The organism is Nitrosomonas sp. Nm84 (assembly GCF_003201565.1).
Lineage (GTDB): Bacteria > Pseudomonadota > Gammaproteobacteria > Burkholderiales > Nitrosomonadaceae > Nitrosomonas.
Genome location: NZ_QJJP01000001.1, coordinates 204,875 through 223,132, shown reverse-complemented (window position 1 = coordinate 223,132; position 18,258 = coordinate 204,875). Strand labels below are relative to the sequence as shown.

The 18,258-nt window shown below is 43.4% G+C and carries 17 protein-coding genes; 13 read left to right on the top strand and 4 right to left on the bottom strand.

Annotated features, from left to right (window positions below):
• Positions 1 to 82: 82 nt before the first annotated feature.
• The 5 genes from C8R34_RS01095 (at position 83) to dnaJ (ending at position 6,006) form a co-directional block, all read left to right on the top strand.
• Positions 83 to 397, top strand: a complete 315-nt coding sequence (locus C8R34_RS01095; protein ID WP_258364294.1) for a hypothetical protein — start codon at positions 83 to 85, stop codon at positions 395 to 397.
• Between the two features lie 284 nt (positions 398 to 681).
• On the top strand, positions 682 to 2,070 hold the full coding sequence (gene purB / locus C8R34_RS01090; RefSeq protein WP_110337140.1) for an adenylosuccinate lyase: 1,389 nt from the start codon (positions 682 to 684) through the stop codon (positions 2,068 to 2,070).
• A gap of 122 nt (positions 2,071 to 2,192) precedes the next feature.
• Positions 2,193 to 2,789 (top strand): nucleotide exchange factor GrpE, encoded by a 597-nt coding sequence (gene grpE / locus C8R34_RS01085; protein WP_110336987.1) that lies wholly within the window; start codon positions 2,193 to 2,195, stop codon positions 2,787 to 2,789.
• A gap of 67 nt (positions 2,790 to 2,856) precedes the next feature.
• Complete coding sequence (gene dnaK / locus C8R34_RS01080; protein WP_110336985.1) at positions 2,857 to 4,791, top strand: molecular chaperone DnaK; 1,935 nt, start codon at positions 2,857 to 2,859, stop codon at positions 4,789 to 4,791.
• Positions 4,792 to 4,899: 108 nt separating this feature from the next.
• Positions 4,900 to 6,006 (top strand): molecular chaperone DnaJ, encoded by a 1,107-nt coding sequence (gene dnaJ / locus C8R34_RS01075; protein WP_110336983.1) that lies wholly within the window; start codon positions 4,900 to 4,902, stop codon positions 6,004 to 6,006.
• 45 nt (positions 6,007 to 6,051) lie between these two features.
• Here the strand turns inward: dnaJ and C8R34_RS01070 are convergent, their stop codons facing one another.
• The 3 genes from C8R34_RS01070 to C8R34_RS01060 form a co-directional block, all read right to left on the bottom strand.
• The gene (locus C8R34_RS01070) at positions 6,052 to 6,288 is read right to left on the bottom strand and encodes a YdcH family protein (RefSeq protein ID WP_110336981.1); all 237 of its coding nucleotides are present in this window, start codon (positions 6,286 to 6,288) and stop codon (positions 6,052 to 6,054) included.
• 71 nt (positions 6,289 to 6,359) lie between these two features.
• A complete protein-coding gene (locus C8R34_RS01065; RefSeq protein ID WP_110336979.1) occupies positions 6,360 to 8,546 on the bottom strand; it encodes a primosomal protein N' in 2,187 nt (728 codons plus the stop codon).
• 131 nt (positions 8,547 to 8,677) lie between these two features.
• Positions 8,678 to 10,093: an adhesin gene (locus C8R34_RS01060; protein WP_110337138.1), complete on the bottom strand. Its 1,416-nt coding sequence runs from the start codon at positions 10,091 to 10,093 to the stop codon at positions 8,678 to 8,680.
• 226 nt (positions 10,094 to 10,319) lie between these two features.
• Here C8R34_RS01060 and C8R34_RS01055 point away from each other — a divergent pair, with 226 nt between their 5' ends.
• The 8 genes from C8R34_RS01055 to C8R34_RS01020 all read left to right on the top strand — a co-directional run bounded on the left by C8R34_RS01055 (position 10,320) and on the right by C8R34_RS01020 (position 15,589).
• Positions 10,320 to 11,432, top strand: a complete 1,113-nt coding sequence (locus tag C8R34_RS01055) for an aromatic ring-hydroxylating dioxygenase subunit alpha (RefSeq protein WP_110336977.1) — start codon at positions 10,320 to 10,322, stop codon at positions 11,430 to 11,432.
• A gap of 59 nt (positions 11,433 to 11,491) precedes the next feature.
• Positions 11,492 to 12,337 (top strand): DMT family transporter, encoded by an 846-nt coding sequence (locus C8R34_RS01050; protein ID WP_110336975.1) that lies wholly within the window; start codon positions 11,492 to 11,494, stop codon positions 12,335 to 12,337.
• Between the two features lie 85 nt (positions 12,338 to 12,422).
• Complete coding sequence (locus C8R34_RS01045; RefSeq protein ID WP_110336973.1) at positions 12,423 to 12,779, top strand: STAS/SEC14 domain-containing protein; 357 nt, start codon at positions 12,423 to 12,425, stop codon at positions 12,777 to 12,779.
• Between the two features lie 128 nt (positions 12,780 to 12,907).
• Positions 12,908 to 13,387 carry a hypothetical protein gene (locus C8R34_RS01040; RefSeq protein WP_258364293.1) on the top strand — a complete coding sequence of 160 codons (480 nt, stop codon included), beginning with the start codon at positions 12,908 to 12,910 and terminating at the stop codon, positions 13,385 to 13,387.
• Positions 13,387 to 13,770, top strand: a complete 384-nt coding sequence (locus C8R34_RS01035; protein ID WP_110336969.1) for a SirB2 family protein — start codon at positions 13,387 to 13,389, stop codon at positions 13,768 to 13,770. The genes C8R34_RS01040 and C8R34_RS01035 overlap by 1 nt, the downstream gene beginning before the upstream one ends.
• A gap of 47 nt (positions 13,771 to 13,817) precedes the next feature.
• Positions 13,818 to 14,336, top strand: coding sequence for a GNAT family N-acetyltransferase (locus C8R34_RS01030; protein WP_110336967.1), 519 nt, complete (start codon positions 13,818 to 13,820; stop codon positions 14,334 to 14,336).
• A 172-nt stretch (positions 14,337 to 14,508) separates the two neighbouring features.
• Positions 14,509 to 14,760 (top strand): hypothetical protein, encoded by a 252-nt coding sequence (locus C8R34_RS01025; RefSeq protein WP_110336965.1) that lies wholly within the window; start codon positions 14,509 to 14,511, stop codon positions 14,758 to 14,760.
• Positions 14,761 to 14,791: 31 nt separating this feature from the next.
• Positions 14,792 to 15,589, top strand: a complete 798-nt coding sequence (locus C8R34_RS01020) for a carbonic anhydrase (RefSeq protein ID WP_110336963.1) — start codon at positions 14,792 to 14,794, stop codon at positions 15,587 to 15,589.
• Between the two features lie 143 nt (positions 15,590 to 15,732).
• On the opposite strand, the gene lon is transcribed toward C8R34_RS01020, so the two are convergent.
• Positions 15,733 to 18,150: an endopeptidase La gene (lon, locus tag C8R34_RS01015; protein ID WP_110336961.1), complete on the bottom strand. Its 2,418-nt coding sequence runs from the start codon at positions 18,148 to 18,150 to the stop codon at positions 15,733 to 15,735.
• Positions 18,151 to 18,258 lie beyond the last annotated feature (108 nt).

Genomic DNA, 18,258 nt, shown 5'->3' with positions numbered 1-18,258 from the left:
TAGCCATGGACAATCAAATTGTTTTTCTAATATAGATAGATGTCAATCGAATTTAGTTGAAATGAGCGAGAGGAGTAAATATATGTCATTAAAAAACTCAATTAAGGAATTTAAGGCTTATCTAGGTGACCGGGAGTCGCTGCTGGATACGAATTATCAGAAAATCGCTGAGAGGATCGAATTGCACTGGGGTTATAAAGAAATTCATTTGTATATCAACAAATTACTCGTTGTTGACAAAGATAGAAGCAGGGAAGGATTTCCATTGGCAGCATTACAGGAAATTTATACTTTGCAAGAAATACATAACAAACTATTTCCTGGAGCAACAATGTTGTCAAATGACAAGCCGCAGAGTATTTCTGATGGGCGTAAGAACAAAAATATATTGTTTTAGTTTGAGTTTTGATATAAGCACTACTTTCGTTTTGTTACAGATTGAATAGTAGGCATACTTACTATTTCCCTTTATTGATTCCCATTGATATGAGATAAATGATATCTCGATATTTTTGGGAAATATCAGATCGGATTTATTCCAAGATAAGCCAGTCTTCACTTTATACCTTCCATGGTTTTAAGCAGAGGAGGGTTTTTTATTGTATTTTTGGAAGGATCATTTGACGCAATTAATATGCAGACAGCATGTTAAAATGTGGTCTCCAAAAAAATATGAATACCATGAATTTTCCTGCTATTACCGCATTATCTCCGTTGGATGGTCGCTATCACACTAAGGTCGAGCCGTTGCGGCTTTATTTTAGTGAATTTGCACTGATTCGCTATCGTGTTCAAGTTGAAGTGGCATGGCTTAAAGCATTGAGTAGTGAACCCGGAGTTATTGAAATTCCAGATTTTTCAACGGCAACCAATACTCAGCTTGATAGTTTGGTGGTTAATTTTTCAGTTGCCGACGCGGAAGCGATTAAGGCCATTGAAGCCACCACGAATCATGATGTGAAGGCTGTTGAATATTGGCTAAAGCAAGTGTTAGCGAGTAACGCTGAAATTACCAGAGCGGCCGAATTCATTCATTTTGCCTGCACTTCTGAAGACATCAATAATCTGTCCCATGGCCTCATGTTGAGAGCCAGTCTGGAACAAGTGATGCTACCCGCGCTCGATAAGATTATTCTCCGATTGATCGAATTGGCACAGCAATTGGCGGATGCGCCGATGCTTGCGCGCACACATGGTCAGCCGGCAACGCCGACGACATTAGGCAAAGAGATTGCCAATGTGGTTTATCGCCTGCAGCGCAGCAAAAAACAGTTGGCAGCAATCGACATATTGGGCAAAATTAATGGCGCTGTCGGCAATTACAACGCACACTTATCCGCTTATCCAGATCTGGATTGGGAAAAATTTGCACAACAGTTTGTTGAAAAATTAGGTCTGCAGTTTAATCCCTATACGACTCAGATTGAGCCTCACGACACCATTGCAGAATTATTTGATGCGTATGCAAGAATTAACACTATCTTGTTGGATCTGAATCGTGATATCTGGGGATATATTTCATTGGGTTATTTCAAGCAAAAAACCAAAGCGGATGAGGTGGGCTCTTCAACCATGCCGCATAAGGTGAACCCCATCGATTTTGAGAATTCAGAGGGTAATCTAGGTATTGCCAATGCATTATTGCGTCATTTGAGCGAGAAATTACCAATATCGCGCTGGCAACGGGATTTGACCGATTCCACGGTGTTACGCAATATGGGTGTTGCGTTAGGGCATACTTTGCTGGCTTATGATTCTTGTATGAAAGGATTAAATAAATTGGATGCCAACCCTGCTCAATTGCTGGGTGATCTGGATAATGCCTGGGAAGTCCTGGCCGAACCGATTCAAACCGTGATGAGGCGTTATGGCGTGGCTAATCCTTATGAACAACTGAAGGCGCTGACACGTGGCAAAGAGGGAATTACCAAGGAAACATTGCATCAGTTTATTGCTGGCTTGACGATTCCTGGCGCAGAAAAAAATCGGTTGTTGATGATGACTCCCCGTAATTATATTGGCAAAGCAAGCGTTTTGGCTCAAAGAATCGAAGGGCAAAAGACTCCATAGAATAATTTGTTGATTTAATGCCTGGATTTTTAAATTTAAACAAGCATAAATAAATTTCTGTTAAATGCTTGAAATTCAGATAGGCGACCACCATATCGCCAAGATAATTATTAGGAGGTACGATGCAGAGTTCAGAAAATTCAAATAATCCAGAATCAAATCAGGCAGAAATTCCGTATGCTGCCGAGGAAAACAAAATACCCGGCATAACCGATGATGCCACTATTCAAACTGAGCAAAAAAAAGATCCGTCATCGCCTAATCTTGAGCACTTACTGAAAGAAGCTGAAATCAAAGCAGCCGAACATCATGATGCCTGGATACGAGCTAAGGCTGAAACGGAGAATATTCGTAAACGCGCTCAAACCGATGTCGCGAATGCGCATAAATATGCCATTGAGAATTTTTCTACTGAATTGCTGACCGTAATGGATAGCCTGGAAGCAGCGCTGGCAGTTGAAAATGCAAGTTTGGAGAATTTCAAGAATGGTATGGAGTTAACGCAAAAACAGCTGATTAATGTGCTTGATAAATTCAACATCAAGGCGATTGACCCCAAAGGAGAAAAATTCGATCCTCATCAACACCAGGCAATGTGCATTGTTGATTCGGAACTATCTCCTAATACGGTGGTTCAGGTTATGCAAAAAGGCTACAAATTGCATGATCGCGTGATTCGCCCTGCACTTGTATCGGTTTCAAAAGCACAAAGTACTTGAATTTTTTTCAAGCATCTCCACTTCAGATCAGTTGATAGACAGAATTAATCTTTAAAAGGATCCAAATATGGCAAAAATCATAGGTATCGATTTGGGTACCACGAACTCTTGTGTAGCCGTTATGGAAAGCGGCAAACCCAAAGTCATTGAAAACTCGGAAGGTACACGCACAACCCCATCTATTGTTGCTTATACCGAAGATAATGAAGTGTTAGTAGGTGCCTCAGCCAAGCGGCAAGCGATTACTAATCCAAAAAATACGTTATTCGCAGTGAAGCGCTTAATCGGACGCCGTTTTGACGAAGAAATGGTGCAAAAAGATATCAAGATGGTGCCTTACAGCATTGTCAGAGCAGACAATAATGATGCATGGGTGGAAGTGCGCGGCAAGAAAATCGCACCACCGGAAGTTTCAGCGCAAGTGTTGATGAAAATGAAGAAAACCGCTGAAGATTACTTGGGTGAGCCAGTCACTGAGGCCGTCATTACCGTACCCGCTTACTTCAATGACTCGCAACGTCAGGCAACCAAAGACGCCGGACGAATTGCAGGTCTGGAAGTAAAACGCATTATCAATGAACCAACGGCAGCCGCATTAGCTTTTGGGATGGATAAAAAAGAAGGCGACCGGAAAATAGCAGTATATGATCTGGGTGGTGGTACTTTTGATATTTCCATTATTGAAATTGCCGAAATTGAGGGCGAGCATCAGTTTGAAGTATTGGCAACTAATGGCGATACTTTCCTCGGTGGTGAAGATTTTGATTCGCGCGTGATTGAATATCTGGTTGATGAATTCAAGAAAGAAACCGGTATTGATCTGAAGAAAGATATGCTGGCATTGCAGCGCTTAAAGGATGCTGCAGAAAAGACAAAAATTGAATTGTCATCCAGTCAACAAACGGAAGTCAATTTGCCGTATATCACTGCCGATGCATCCGGCCCTAAACACTTGGCTGTCAAGATAACCCGCGCCAAGTTGGAAAGTCTGGTTGAAGAACTGATTGAACGTACGGTTGGGCCTTGCCGTACTGCAATTAAAGATGCCGGTTTATCCGCTTCTGATATTGATGATGTGATTCTGGTCGGCGGGCAGACACGCATGCCTAAAGTGCAGGATAAGGTTAAGGAAATATTCGGTAAAGAGCCGCGTAAGGATGTGAATCCCGATGAAGCGGTTGCTGTCGGTGCGGCTATTCAAGGTGGTGTGTTGCAGGGTGATGTCAAGGATGTTTTACTATTGGATGTGACACCTTTGTCTTTGGGTATCGAGACACTTGGCGGTGTGATGACCAAACTCATCCAGAAAAATACTACCATTCCGACCAAAGCACAGCAGGTATTTTCCACCGCAGAAGAGAATCAGACCGCGGTGACCATTCACGTGTTACAGGGTGAACGTGAAATGGCGTCGGGAAATAAAAGTCTGGGGCAATTTAACTTGAGCGATATTCCACCGGCACCACGTGGCATGCCGCAAATCGAAGTGACGTTTGATATCGATGCCAACGGTATTCTGCATGTATCAGCGAAAGACAAAGCGACCGGCAAGGAAAACAAAATCAAAATCCAAGCAAGTTCCGGTTTGTCGGATGATGAAGTTGAACGTATGGTAAAAGATGCAGAAGCGCATGCCGAGGAAGATCATAAAGCATTGGAATTGATTTCCAGCCGCAATCAGTGCGATGCCATGATCCATTCTGTTAAGAAATCCCTGAAAGAGCATGGTGATGAACTGAGTGGTGAGGAAAGATCCAAGATTGAGGCTGCATTGAAAGATGCAGAGGAAGTGCTTAAAACCGATAAAAAAGAAGATATCGATGCCAAGACTCAGGCATTGACTGAAGCCGCACATAAACTGGCTGAGAAAATGTATCAACAAAAAGATCAGCCGGATCAACAAGCACAACCCGGTGCTGGATCTTCATCCGGTCAACATGAAAAACCGGTAGAAGGTGAGGTAGTTGATGCTGAGTTTGAAGAAGTGAAAAATAAGAAATAGATTTTGGTAGAGAAATCAAACGCAGAGGCGTAAGAGAAGATTCTGATATCTTTTCTGCGCACTCTGCGTTTTGGTGTTTAATTTTTATTCCAGTAGCAGGAAATCAATATGAGTAAGCGCGATTACTATGAAGTACTCGGTGTCAGCCGTGGTGTCGACGAAAATACCATCAAGAAAGCCTATCGCAAGTTGGCAATGAAACATCACCCTGATCGTAATGCCGGTGATGTTAAATCAGAAGAAATGTTTAAAGAAGCCAAAGAAGCTTATGAGATATTGACGGACGCTAATAAGCGCGCAGCTTACGATCAGTTCGGTCATGCGGGTGTTGACGCTAATGCCGCAGGTGGTGGTGCGCAGGGATTCAGTGATGCCTTTAGCGATATTTTTGGTGATATTTTTGGCGGCCGTGGCGGGCGCTCGAATATGCATCGAGGTTCTGATTTACGCTATAACCTGGAAATTTCCTTGGAGCAGGCAGCACATGGAACAGAAACGAAAATCCGTATTCCTACCATGGAAAAATGTGAAACCTGTCATGGTGACGGCGCTAAGCCGGGCACATCACCTAAAACCTGCTCTACCTGTAACGGCCATGGACAGGTCAGAATGCAGCAGGGATTTTTCTCTATCCAGCAAACATGTCCCAAGTGTCAAGGCAACGGCAAAATTATTGCGAGTCCGTGCACAACTTGTCATGGTGTAGGGCGTGTAAAACAACATAAGACATTGAATGTAAAAATTCCAGTGGGTGTTGATGATGGCGACCGTATTCGTGTTTCGGGTGAAGGCGAAGCTGGCTCGAATGGTGGCCCGCCTGGCGATTTATATGTAGTGATTCATTTATCGGCACACTCGGTTTTTCGCCGTGAGGGTGATCATTTACATTGTGAAATACCGATTAGTTTTAGTGCCGCCGCATTAGGTGGGGAAATTGAAGTGCCTACTCTGGAAGGGCATGCAAAAATTAAGGTGCCAGCGGAAACGCAGACAGGAAAGATTTTTCGTTTGCGCAATAAAGGCATCAAAGGCGTACGTAGTCATGACAAAGGCGATCTGCTTTGCCATGTGATTGTGGAAACTCCGGTCAAACTGACGGCGCGTCAAAAAGAACTCTTAGAAGAACTTGAGGCAATTAGCCTGGAAGATGGCCCTCGTCACAGCCCTCGGGCTAAATCATGGATGGATAAGGCTCGTGAATTCTTTTCGGAATAACCGAAGGAACGCTATTCCTGCCTTCTGAAAAAGAAGGCGGTTACCTTATGAATTGGTAATTATTTCATACAGCTTATCTTTATGCGCAAGGCGTTTCTTTTTTAATTCTTCCAGATATTCGTCAGTGGTGTTTTCAACGCCTTCTTCAATTCTAAGGATCTCGCGATTGATATCATGATATTCCTCAAACAGGCGCGCGAAATGATGATTGCTGCCCTTTAATTCGTGGATCCGGTCATGATATTCCGGGAATTCATGGTGTAAGTCATGTTTTTCTAGCATTAGAGACTCCTTCCTGATAATTGTTATAGTCTAATTCTGGGTTAATTGCAGGGAATGCGTGCTGATTTGGATCAAAATTCAAGTGGATCCACATCCAATATCCAACGAATTTTATGCGTAGGCAAGGTGTTAATTTGTATATTCCATTGCGCAAGAAATTCCTGCAATTGCTTGCGTGACGCTGATTGTACCAGTAAGTGCGCACGCTCCAAACCTTTTAAGCGGAGCATTTGTGCCGGTACCGGATCGAATATCTCTACTGATTCAGGTGGGTTGGCAAGATTTTCGGCTTGGCTAAGAAAATCCAGTACCGTTTTAATATCATGGGCTTCAGCGCGCAATAGTGCTTGATAAACATAAGGCGGGAATCCGGCCATTTTTCTTTCAGCCAATAGGGTTTGTGCCAATGCATCATAATCGTGCCGCTGCAAAGCCTGATACAGTGGGTGATCGGGAAATTCAGTCTGAATCAGCACGTGACCGGCGACATTGGCGCGTCCTGCGCGTCCTGCGACTTGCATCAGCTGTGCAAATAAGCGTTCACTGGCGCGAAAATCGGTGCTGTACAGCGAAGTATCGGCATGCAAGATTCCCACCAATGATAGATTAGGAAAATCATGTCCTTTGGCCAGCAATTGCGTGCCGATCAGGATATCAACTTGTTGCGTATGGATTGCTTGCAGAATGTCTTGCCAGGCGTTTTTGCGGCGAATACTGTCGCGATCGATGCGCAAAATCCGTGCGGTTGGAAAATGCATTGTCAATGTTTCTTCTATGCGCTGAGTGCCTTGCCCGAACGGGGCAATATCCTGATTCCCGCATTGCAGACAGGCACGCGGAAAGTGTTCCTGATGGCCGCAATGGTGACAGCATAATTTCTTATCACGCAAATGGACCACTAAGCGGCTGGAACATCGTTGGCAGATTGCTGTCCATCCACAGGATTTACACAACAGCACTGGTGCATAGCCACGCCGGTTGATAAAAACAAGACTTTGATGTTGCTCTTTCAGACACTGATCCAATGCTTGGATGAGTGGTTCCGATAGGCCTTCCTGAGTCTTATTGATGCGGGTGTCAATGCATTGAATGAGGGGGAGAGCAGCATTCTGTACGGCGCGAGAAAGCAATCGTACATGCCGATAACGGCCGGTGAGTGCATTGTAATAGCTTTCCAATGATGGGGTGGCGGAACCCAATACCACTGGAATATTCATTTGTTTGGCACGAAAGATAGCCAGATCGCGTGCGGAATATCGTAATCCATCTTGTTGTTTGAAGGAACTGTCTTGTTCTTCATCGACGATGATCAATCCGAGGTTTGGTAGTGGAGTAAAAACTGCCAAGCGTGTTCCCAGTATGATCTTAGCCTTACCCTGTTGTGCTTGCAGCCAACCTGACAAGCGCTCCGTATCGTTGAGCCCGCTATGCAGATTGGCGAGAGGAATGGTGGGGAAGCGTGCGCGAAAAACCGCTTCCAGTTGTGGTGTTAAGCTGATTTCAGGTATGAGTATCAGCGCCTGTCGGTGTTGTGCCAGCACAGATTGAATGACTCTGAGATAAACTTCGGTCTTGCCGCTACCGGTAACGCCGTGTAGTAACCAAGTGATGAATTGCTGGCTGTCAGTAGTGATGGCATTTACAGCAATTTCTTGCTCGGGTGTCAGTACGGGAGGTGCTACAGTCTTTGTTGCCGCAACGGTTTGAACAGGCGATGCTATCACCCATCCCAAGCGCATCCATTCTTGTAAATATTTGATGGTGCGCGGTGAGATTTGTTTGGCTTGGAGACTGGTTAATACGGTTGTTTGCTGAAGTTCGGTAAGCAAGCGGCGAGCGATTCGGTTACGCGCAGGAATACTGGACAAATCAACCTGTTTTCCCATGTCGGAAAGGCAGAATTGGTGGTTGTTCGAGGATTCTTTCAGTTTTGCCGATTTGTTGTTGCGTAGTTTGGCGGGCAAGCTGTTCATGATCACCATACCGAGCGGATGATGATAATACTGACTGCAAAAATGAAATAAATCCATAAGCACGATGGGTAGCGGTTCTATTTCTCGAAAAATGCCGTGCGCGGGCTTCAGTTTCTCAATAGGAACTTGGGTTTTTGTACTAATAGCGATAATGACGCCGGTAACTCGTTTTCTTCCAAAAGGTACGCAGGCACGCAAACCGATATCGTGCTGGGTTGCGTCATCTGATAGATAATCAAATACTGTGTCGACTGGAACATTAAGTGCGACACGGATGATCGGCATAAGTAGTGTAAAGACGAGTTAATTCAATTGGATGCTGCTTGAGACGGGTTACTCACCGGGAATCTGATGCATTCCGGCGAGTAACTGACATTAGGATTAAACGTTTTTCAATGGTTTGTTGACAATCCGATTTATTTGGAAACCCGATAAACCGTGACGGATTCTTCGCCTTTCTTGTCCAGCTTGGCGCTGTTTCCGTCAGGGTTGATCGAAAAGCCGGTTGGGGTGTTGTTGTCTAAATCAGAAAAACCGGCACATCCGTTGGTGTTGTAGGTAAAGCTCGATAAGTTGAGTCTACTGGCACCCTTGTCGTAGTTGTAGGAAGCAAACTCGATACCGGGTTTTCCGCATTTCGCCTGATCTTCACGTTGTGTCGCACCGGTCGGATCAATCATCAAAAATTTGCCATTGGGGAAAAAAACTAAAGTTTGTGTTTTGATGGCTTCGCTGTCATAAGCCCAAGCGCCTACGATACCGTTCGCATCGTTATCAATTTTTGAATAGCGTGTTTCTTTGATTTCTTTTTCTACAACTTCATTTTCATCGCTCAATTGGATCGGTTTTGCGATATGGAAAAGTTCACCAAACACACTGGTTTCTGCACGTGCTCTTTGCACAATGACGATATCGGAGTTGATCAACTCAAAACCATCGGTGCGAACGCGTCGGGTTGGCCCTGGATGTGAGAAACCGGCTTTTAAATTGGTATCTACAGAAGGTGTGCTAGTCAGCTTAAATCCGCGATTATCAAAGTCATCAGCTTTAGCGACGCCATATTCAACGCCGGATTGAAAGATGGTTTTGCCACCACAAACTCGGTTCTCATCGCAGGAATCATCCGTTCTGGCGTCGCCTTGCAGGTATTCACCGCTGCTGTCAGCAGCAACTCGCAGCACGCTGGCTGTTTGGTTGGTATAACTGACCCAGATCTGGGCGCTGAGGAGAGCAACACCTTGCGAAAGAAAGTGTGTGCGAGCCTCTTCGGGAGTTCTGGCTTCGCCATCAATACCGCCGGCCGCCATGATACTTTTTAAATCAGCGGAATCGGCAAATGTTTCCGGATTGCTTTCCAAATTAATGGATCCCTTGATGGCTGCGGCCGTTTCACTCGAAATGGAAATGCCGTTTGAAAGGTTGCTATCCGAATCCAGAGATTGCAGCAGAACCAGCAGATTTTGCAATTTATTGTCACTATCGCCGGCTAACTCAATCGGTGTCACAATCTGTGAACCCTGGACATTGCCCAGTGTCAAACCGCCCAGTTTAAATTCAATTTTGTCACCGTGGTTAAAATTAAATTGACCTACGCCATCGGTTATGCCGGATTTGCCGGAAGTAGCGGCATAGGATACGCCGGAAACGGCGGAATCGACTAAAATACCAGTAGCTGGGCCGGTAGGCATGGTTCTATTCGTTGTTGATGATGCGGAGGACGACGTTGCTGCTGCTTTGTCGTCACCACTATCACAGGCGGTTAAACCGACAATTAATACAGTGGGTAATAGATATGCCCATGAATTTTTTCTCAACTGGTGTGTGGATTTCATTAAGATGCTCTCTTTTTGATTAATTAAATAATTCAATCTTGTACAATTTGCATTCTTTGTACGCATGATAAGTTAGTAGATGAATACTGATATTTTACTATCAACATTGCTATTATAGCCATGCAATCGTTTTTTCGTCTTAACTTGCTCAAATGGGTTTTAAATTTTGGTCTTTTCGTGTATTTTCGCCGCTCATTTTTTATTTGGGAGAATATAGGGTATCAATATGTCTAACATGGCTGAAATCTCACAACTGACAGAGATGTCAGTACAGCTTCCTGTTGATTGGTACTTGGATCCGCAGATTCTTGAGGTTGAAAAACGTATTCTGTTTGATCAAGGATCGAGGTACGTGGGACATGAACTCATGGTGCCCAATGTTGGGGACTATTATGTACCAGAATGGATGAATAATGCCAAAGTATTGGTGCGGAATGAACAGGGTATTGAGCTACTTTCCAATGTTTGCCGTCATCGACAGGCAATTTTGTTGAAAGGCAAAGGCACAAGCAACACCAAAAGTATTGTGTGTCCCATTCATCGTTGGACTTATGCATTGAATGGTAAATTGTTGGGCGCGCCGCATTTTGATCGCAACCCTTGTTTGAATTTAGGCATGACACCATTGCAAAGCTGGAATGGTTTGTTGTTTAGCGGCAAGCGCAAGGTTTCACAGGATATGGATAAACTGAGCGTGCTGAAGGATTTTGATTTTTCCGGTTATCTATTGGATCGTGTGCAGATTGAGCACTATGGTTGTAACTGGAAAACATTTATTGAGGTTTACCTGGAAGATTATCATGTCGATCCATTTCATCCGGGTTTAGGTCATTTTGTGGATACCGAGAAACTCGAATGGGAATTTGGTGATTGGTATAGTGTGCAGACGGTAGCTATCAATAGTGCGCGGTTACAGAAACCTGGCAGTCCGGTATATGCCAAATGGCACAAACAGGTGCTACAGCAAACGGAAGGAGAAATGCCGCCGTATGGGGCGATATGGTTGCTTTATTATCCCAATATCATGCTGGAATGGTATCCGCATACATTGGTAATCAGCACGATATTGCCGACAGGCGTTGAAAGTTGTACGAATGTAGTTGAGTTTTATTATCCGGAAGAAATTGCATTATTTGAGCGCGATTTTGTTGAAGCTGAACAGGCTGCTTATAAGGAGACCGCGTTGGAAGATGACGAAATTTGCAAGTCGATGACTGCCGGCAGGCGTGCATTATATGAGCAAAATCTGAATGAAACAGGGCCATATCAAATGCCGATGGAAGCTGGAATGGAACGTTTTCATCAATTTTTGCAACGGGAAATCGGACCGCATATTTGATTATCGGTTAACTGCAATTTCTGTGTTCTAGGAAGATTAAGCAAGTGCGTTCATTGTGGATGTTGGTGGCTGCTTTTATGTTTGCCTGCATGGGTGTGCTGGTAAAGTTGGGTGCTGCTCATTTTTCCAGTACGGAACTAGTATTTTACCGTTCGTTGTTTGGCGTTTGGATGACCTATTTGATTATCCGTTACTATCGCCTCTCGGTACGCACGCCGCATTGGCGGATGCATTGCTGGCGTGGCATTACTGGCTTGGTCAGTCTGTTGATGTTTTTTTATTGTCTGACGCAATTGCCTTTGGCCACGGCTGTTTCACTGAATTACACCTGGCCGCTTTTTGCTGCGCTGTTTTCTACTCTGATTTTGAAAGAGCATATACACTGGCCATTAATTTGCACTATTCTGCTTGGTTTTATCGGAGTCATTTTGCTGTTGCGTCCGACATTGCCTGAAAATGATTGGATGGCTGGTTTAATGGGTATGGCTTCCGGTTTTTTTGCAGCGATTGCGTATATCAATGTCAAGCAGTTGGGTAACCTGGGTGAATCGGAATGGCATGTGGTGTTTTATTTTACCTTGATCAGTACGCTGCTGACCGGTGTGTGGTTGTTGTTTACAACATTCAGTCCGATTACTTGGACTGGCTTGTTGTTGCTACTGGGTACCGGCATGACGGCAACATTGGCGCAATTGGCTATGACACGTGCATATCATCAAGGCGCGACATTGTTAGTGACTTCGTTAGGCTATAGCACTGTGCTATTTGCGAGTCTCTTGAGTGTATTGCTGTGGAATGAAGTACTATCGCCAGTTGCATGGCTGGGAGTGGGATTGATTATTCTGGGTGGATCGCTCAGCGGTATTTTGAGTTTTAAACTACCAGTCACCATTCCACATAAGTAATTTTATGGCGATTCACCGGAAAGCAAAATTTGCACCATCCCTTGTAATTGCCTATGATGAGCTTGTTATCATTTGAGGTGGAATCATGATTACTATCCAAAAGAAAAACAATCTGATCATTGTCGCAGTGATTGGTGAGTTTACGTTGACTGACTATAAAGAATTTGAGCATCAGGTGCTGTATCAATCACATTTTGACGGCAAAGCAAACCTTTTATTCGATTGGCGCGATATGCTGGATTACACCGTTGATGTTGCATGGGAGGAGATAAAATTCATGCGGGATCACGGTAGCGATTTTAATCGAGTTGCTGTGGTTACTGATGACGAGTGGCAAGCGTGGGGGGCTTGGGTTTTCAATCTTTTTGTTAATGCAAATGTGTCGGTATTCAGTAACTACGAGGAAGCCGAAGAATGGACTTCTGATAAGGTGGATAGCTGAGACAATTGACTGTTATCTTGAATACTTGTTTTTGTGGATATGCCGCATTCATTGAGTCTTAAGAAGATATAGTATATATTCCGGTTCCGATTTCTCTGTAGGTAATAAAAAGGCGTATGGATGAGTTTGTGTTTGCCAGAGTATTACATGTGCTGGGTGTAATTCTTTGGATTGGTGGTGTTGCAATGGTCACCACAGTACTATTGCCTACTTTGGCACGTATGCAATCGGCAACTGAGGCGATGGTTTTTTTTACGCAATTCAGGCGACGATTCGCTGCACAGGCACGTTTTTCCACATTATTTGTGGGCGTAACGGGCTTTTACATGGTGTATGTACTCGATGCCTGGCAGCGCTTCACACAATGGCAGTACTGGTGGATGCATGCCATGGTGCTGATCTGGCTGCTATTTAGCGTGATGTTATTTGTCATGGAGCCGCGCGCACGACGCCGACAAACTGCCGGATCCATACAGGAAAATGTTTCCGCAGAAACGTTCACCAAAATTCGACGTAAGCACTTGCTGTTACTAATATTGAGCTTGATCACCATTGCCGGTGCGGTAGCCGGTAGTCATGGCTGGGTGATTCCGGGAATTGAATCATAATGGACTACGCGTTGCTAAAAATGATTCATGTCGGCAGTGTTATCGTGAGTTATACGTTATTCTTCCTGCGCGGCGTCTGGCTGCTACAGGATTCGAAAAATCTACGTCAGCGCTGGGTAAGAATTCTGCCGCATGTTGTGGATACCATTTTATTGATCAGTGCTGTGGCACTGGCAATGACCATTCAGCAAAGCCCACTGGAACATTCCTGGTTAACCGCCAAGGTAATCGGCTTGCTGCTCTATATTGTCCTTGGCATGATGGCCATGCGATTGGGGAAAACTCGACAAACGAAAATTATTGCCTGGGTTGCGGCACAGTGCGTATTTATTTATATCGTATTGGTTGCGCTGACCAAGAGCCCGGCATTGGGCCTCTTCTAACGAGCAAGACTGCTTCTCGACCCAGAAGAGTACCGCGTTATTGATTGATGGATTATTCCCATTGTTACCTTGAAAAAGCTGGGTATGACCAAGCGCAAGCGATATCAGATCTGGTGAATCTGACTTATCGCGGAGAAACAGGTTGGACCAAGGAAACCCAGATTATTCAAGGTGACAGAACCAGCCGGCAGGAGATAGAAGTTGTCTTATCTAAATCCGATGCGCATTTTTTAGTTGTCAGTTATCCGCAAGCACTGGCGGCATGTATTTATGTCGCCAAAAAACAGGCGCATGCGTATATCGGTTTTTTCTCGGTTCATCCCAGTTTACAAGGAAAAGGACTCGGCAAACATGTGCTTGAGCAAGCTGAAACATTTGCACAGAAAAATATGGGAGTACAAAAGTTTGTCATGTTTGTAGTGTCTCAACGCACCGAATTAATTGCCTTCTATGAACGTAGAGGTTATTTGCGTACGGGTAGAATCGAAGCTTATCCACTGAATTTGGGTATTGGCATACCGAAAATTGCCGGATTAACGATTGAGTACCTTGAGAAGATTATTTGATCGGATACAGCTTATCTGGACTGTGTAGGAACTGATTCTTGTTTGTTTTAACTATAATAACATTGTTCTTTGTAGTTGTTTTCGTTGACATTTTATTAACATTTGCCGTGGTATTGTGTATAACGCATGCGGTAAAATTGTGATCAAAATTCTTTATAGATGAGGAAAAATCATGCTTATAAAACTTTTTATGGTTGTTGCACTGAGTTTAAGTGTTTCTTGTTTTGCCGAATCAGGAAGTAATCAATCAAAATCATTGATTGATACGAATCAACAAACACAGTCATCGTCTGATACAGGTCAATCGCCACAATCTTCGAAGTCTGATTCATTAATGAAAAAGAGAGATGCTCAATCAACGGAGGATCCCGATTCTAAAAAGAAACCGCCGATGATTCAGTACTGTAAAGAGCATCTTTGTTAATTCAGAATTACTTGAGATAGGAGTTTAATTAATGAAAACTAAAATATTGAGAAGTTTGGCTTCCGCAATTTTTACATGCTCTGCAACCATCGCTTTTTCTGCTCCACCGCACTGGAGTCACGATGAACAACCAACATGGTGGGCAATTGAGGATACATCTCAGGATGTACCTCTGAAGTATCCTTACGGTGAATGCGGCATAGGCAAGCGCCAATCCCCGGTTGATCTTGCTGCGGCAACAATAAGCAACACGAAGACACTAAATAGATTGCAAGCCTTGTATGGTACTGATACGCCGGTCTTTTTTAATGGTGGTCATGGTGTACAAGTAAATACCTCACTTAATTATGCAGGTGAGTTGAAAGTTGGAGAAGAATCTTTCCCATTAATTCAGTTTCATTTTCATGAGCCCAGTGAGCATGTCGTCGGCGGTAAAGCATTTCCAGCCGAGCTACACTTTGTTCATATCAATGATGATGGAAGAATAATAGTGCTTGCTACCGCTATTGATGTTGGGGATGAAAATCCAATATTCCAAACGATTCTGGATAATACTCCTCATGAAGCAGGCGGACAGAATCCGGATACTGGCATACAAATCAATCCGGCGCTTTTGCTTCCTGCTACACTTGATCCTGAAAATCTGGATTTTTATACTTTTGCGGGCTCTTTAACTACCCCACCATGTAGTGAAGGGGTGCAGTGGTTTCTTTTATCAAAGACTATCACAATATCAGCAGCGCAACTGGAACAACTAAAAGGGTTTTATACCAATAATGCGAGATCAGCTCAAGATCTAAATGGGCGGACTATATTGTCAACAGAGTAATCTAGATAAGGAAAAGTGGTAAATGTATGAAATTAAGTGCGGTTCACTTGATTACTACATCTAAAAAGACTACGAGCCTTTAATACCCCTGATTCTCCATTAAAGGTATCTTTAATGGAGAATCAATCAAGGATCAACAGTTTTTAGTGCTTAATTACACTTTCTATTAGTTTATCCTCAGTATTGGGTTGCATAGATGATGATTGCTGAGTAATCGGAACGGAAAGTAATTCTGGTTTATGCTCCAGTGCTAGATCAAGTACCTGATCTATCCATTTAACGGGGTATATGGTTAGCTGGTTTCTCACATTTAAAGGAATATCAGTTAAATCTTTAATATTCTTATCGGGAATAATTACTCCTTTAATGCCGCCGCGGTGTGCAGCTAGTAGTTTTTCCTTTAAACCACCTATCGGAAGTACTTCGCCTCTTAAGGTAATCTCGCCTGTCATTGCTATATCTGCTCTCACAGCGATATTTGTTAGAACAGATACCATTGCGACACATATACCGATGCCTGCGCTCGGACCATCTTTGGGCGTGGCGCCCTCTGGGAGGTGTATATGGATATCATTTTTTTGATAGAAATCTTCGGGTATACCTAATAAATGAGAGCGACCTCGAACTACAGAAAGAGCGGCCTGTATAGATTCTTGCATCACTTCACCCAGTTTCCCGGTAGTAATAGTTTTTCCCTTTCCAGGCAATACAACGGCTTCAATAGTCAATAACTCGCCACCCACTTCTGTCCAAGCTAGGCCGGTTACTTGCCCAACTTGGTTTTTTTCTTCAGCAACGCCATATGTATAGCGTCTTACTCCTAAAAACTTGTCTAGGTTACGTGATGTAACAACTATTCTATTTTTTCCTTTCTTAAGTAACATTGCCTTTACAGCTTTCCGGCAGATCTTGGAGATTTCTCGTTCCATTGCCCGTACACCAGCCTCTCTCGTATAATAGCGAGCGATGTCCTGTAAAGCAGAATTTGAAATAGTTAACTCATTTTCCTTGAGGCCATGATTCTGCATCTGCTTAGTTAATAAATAGCGCGTGGCTATATTCAACTTCTCGTCTTCTGTATATCCCGATAATTGGATGACTTCCATACGATCAAGCAACGCCGGAGCAATATTCAGAGTATTTGCAGTTGCCACGAACATGACGTCGGATAAATCATATTCCACCTCAATATAATGATCCACGAATGTATTATTCTGCTCTGGATCAAGCACTTCTAGCAAAGCAGAAGATGGGTCTCCACGGAAATCCATACCCATCTTATCTACCTCGTCAAGTAAAAAAAGTGGGTTCTTAACACTTACTTTACTCATGTTATGTAGGATCTTACCTGGCATTGAGCCGATATAAGTTCTGCGATGTCCGCGAATCTCAGCCTCATCTCGAACGCCACCGAGTGACATGCGTACAAATTTCCTATTTGTGGCATGTGCAATTGACTGACCTAGCGAAGTTTTTCCAACACCAGGAGGGCCAACGAGGCAAAGAATCGGGGCTTTCATTTTATTGACACGTTGTTGTACTGCCAAATACTCAACAATTCGCTCTTTAACTTTCTCCAAACCATAATGATCTTTTTCAAGCGTCGCTTCGGCTGCTTTTAAATCATGATTAATTTTGCTCTTCTTTTTCCATGGCAAAGCCACGAGTGCATCAATATAATTACGTACCACTGTTGCTTCTGCGGACATGGGAGACATTAAACGAAGTTTTTTTAACTCTGATTCAGCTTTAGTGTGCGCTTCTTTAGGCATTTGAGCAGACCTGATCTTTTTCTCAATTTCTTCTAGATCTGCACCATCCTCACCTTCACCCAATTCTTTTTGAATGGCTTTAACTTGCTCATTAAGGTAATAATCGCGCTGACTCTTTTCCATCTGACGCTTAACTCTGCCGCGAATACGCTTTTCAACTTGCAGTATATCTAACTCAGTTTCCAATAAGCTTAACAAATGCTCTAAACGCTTGGATACCTCAAAAATTTCTAGTACTTCTTGTTTTTGTTCAAGCTTTAATGGTAAGTAGGCGGCAATAGTATCTGCTAGACGTCCAGCATCATCTATACCACTCAATGAGGTAATTATTTCGGGTGGAATCTTCTTGTTGAGTTTTACGTATTGATCAAACTGGGTTAGGATAGCACGTCGCATTGCCTCTGCTTCAGAGTTACTCTCGACATCCGATGGCACTTGCAATGCCCTACCCGAGAAGTGGGTTTCAGAATCAATTAATTCCAGAATACGAGCACGATAATTGCCTTCCACCAATACCTTAACAGTTCCGTCAGGTAGTTTTAGCATTTGTAATAAGCTAGCGACGCTACATACATCATAAAGATCCCCAGGTGCGGGGTCATCTTTAGATGCTACTTTCTGAGCGGCAAGTAGAATGTTTTTATTCGATTCCATTGCAAGCTCAAGCGCTTTAATAGATTTCTGTCTTCCCACAAACAGCGGAATAACCATATGAGGAAAAACAACCACATCACGTAACGGTAGAAGCGGCAGAATCAAATGTTCAGAACTATCATCTAAAGAGGTCATATCTACTCATCTATAAAATTTACAACTTGTTAATAAGGTATGCACATCAATAAGAAAAATCAAGACAGTACCACTTCAAATCCAGGCGAAAATAATCAAAATAGAAAA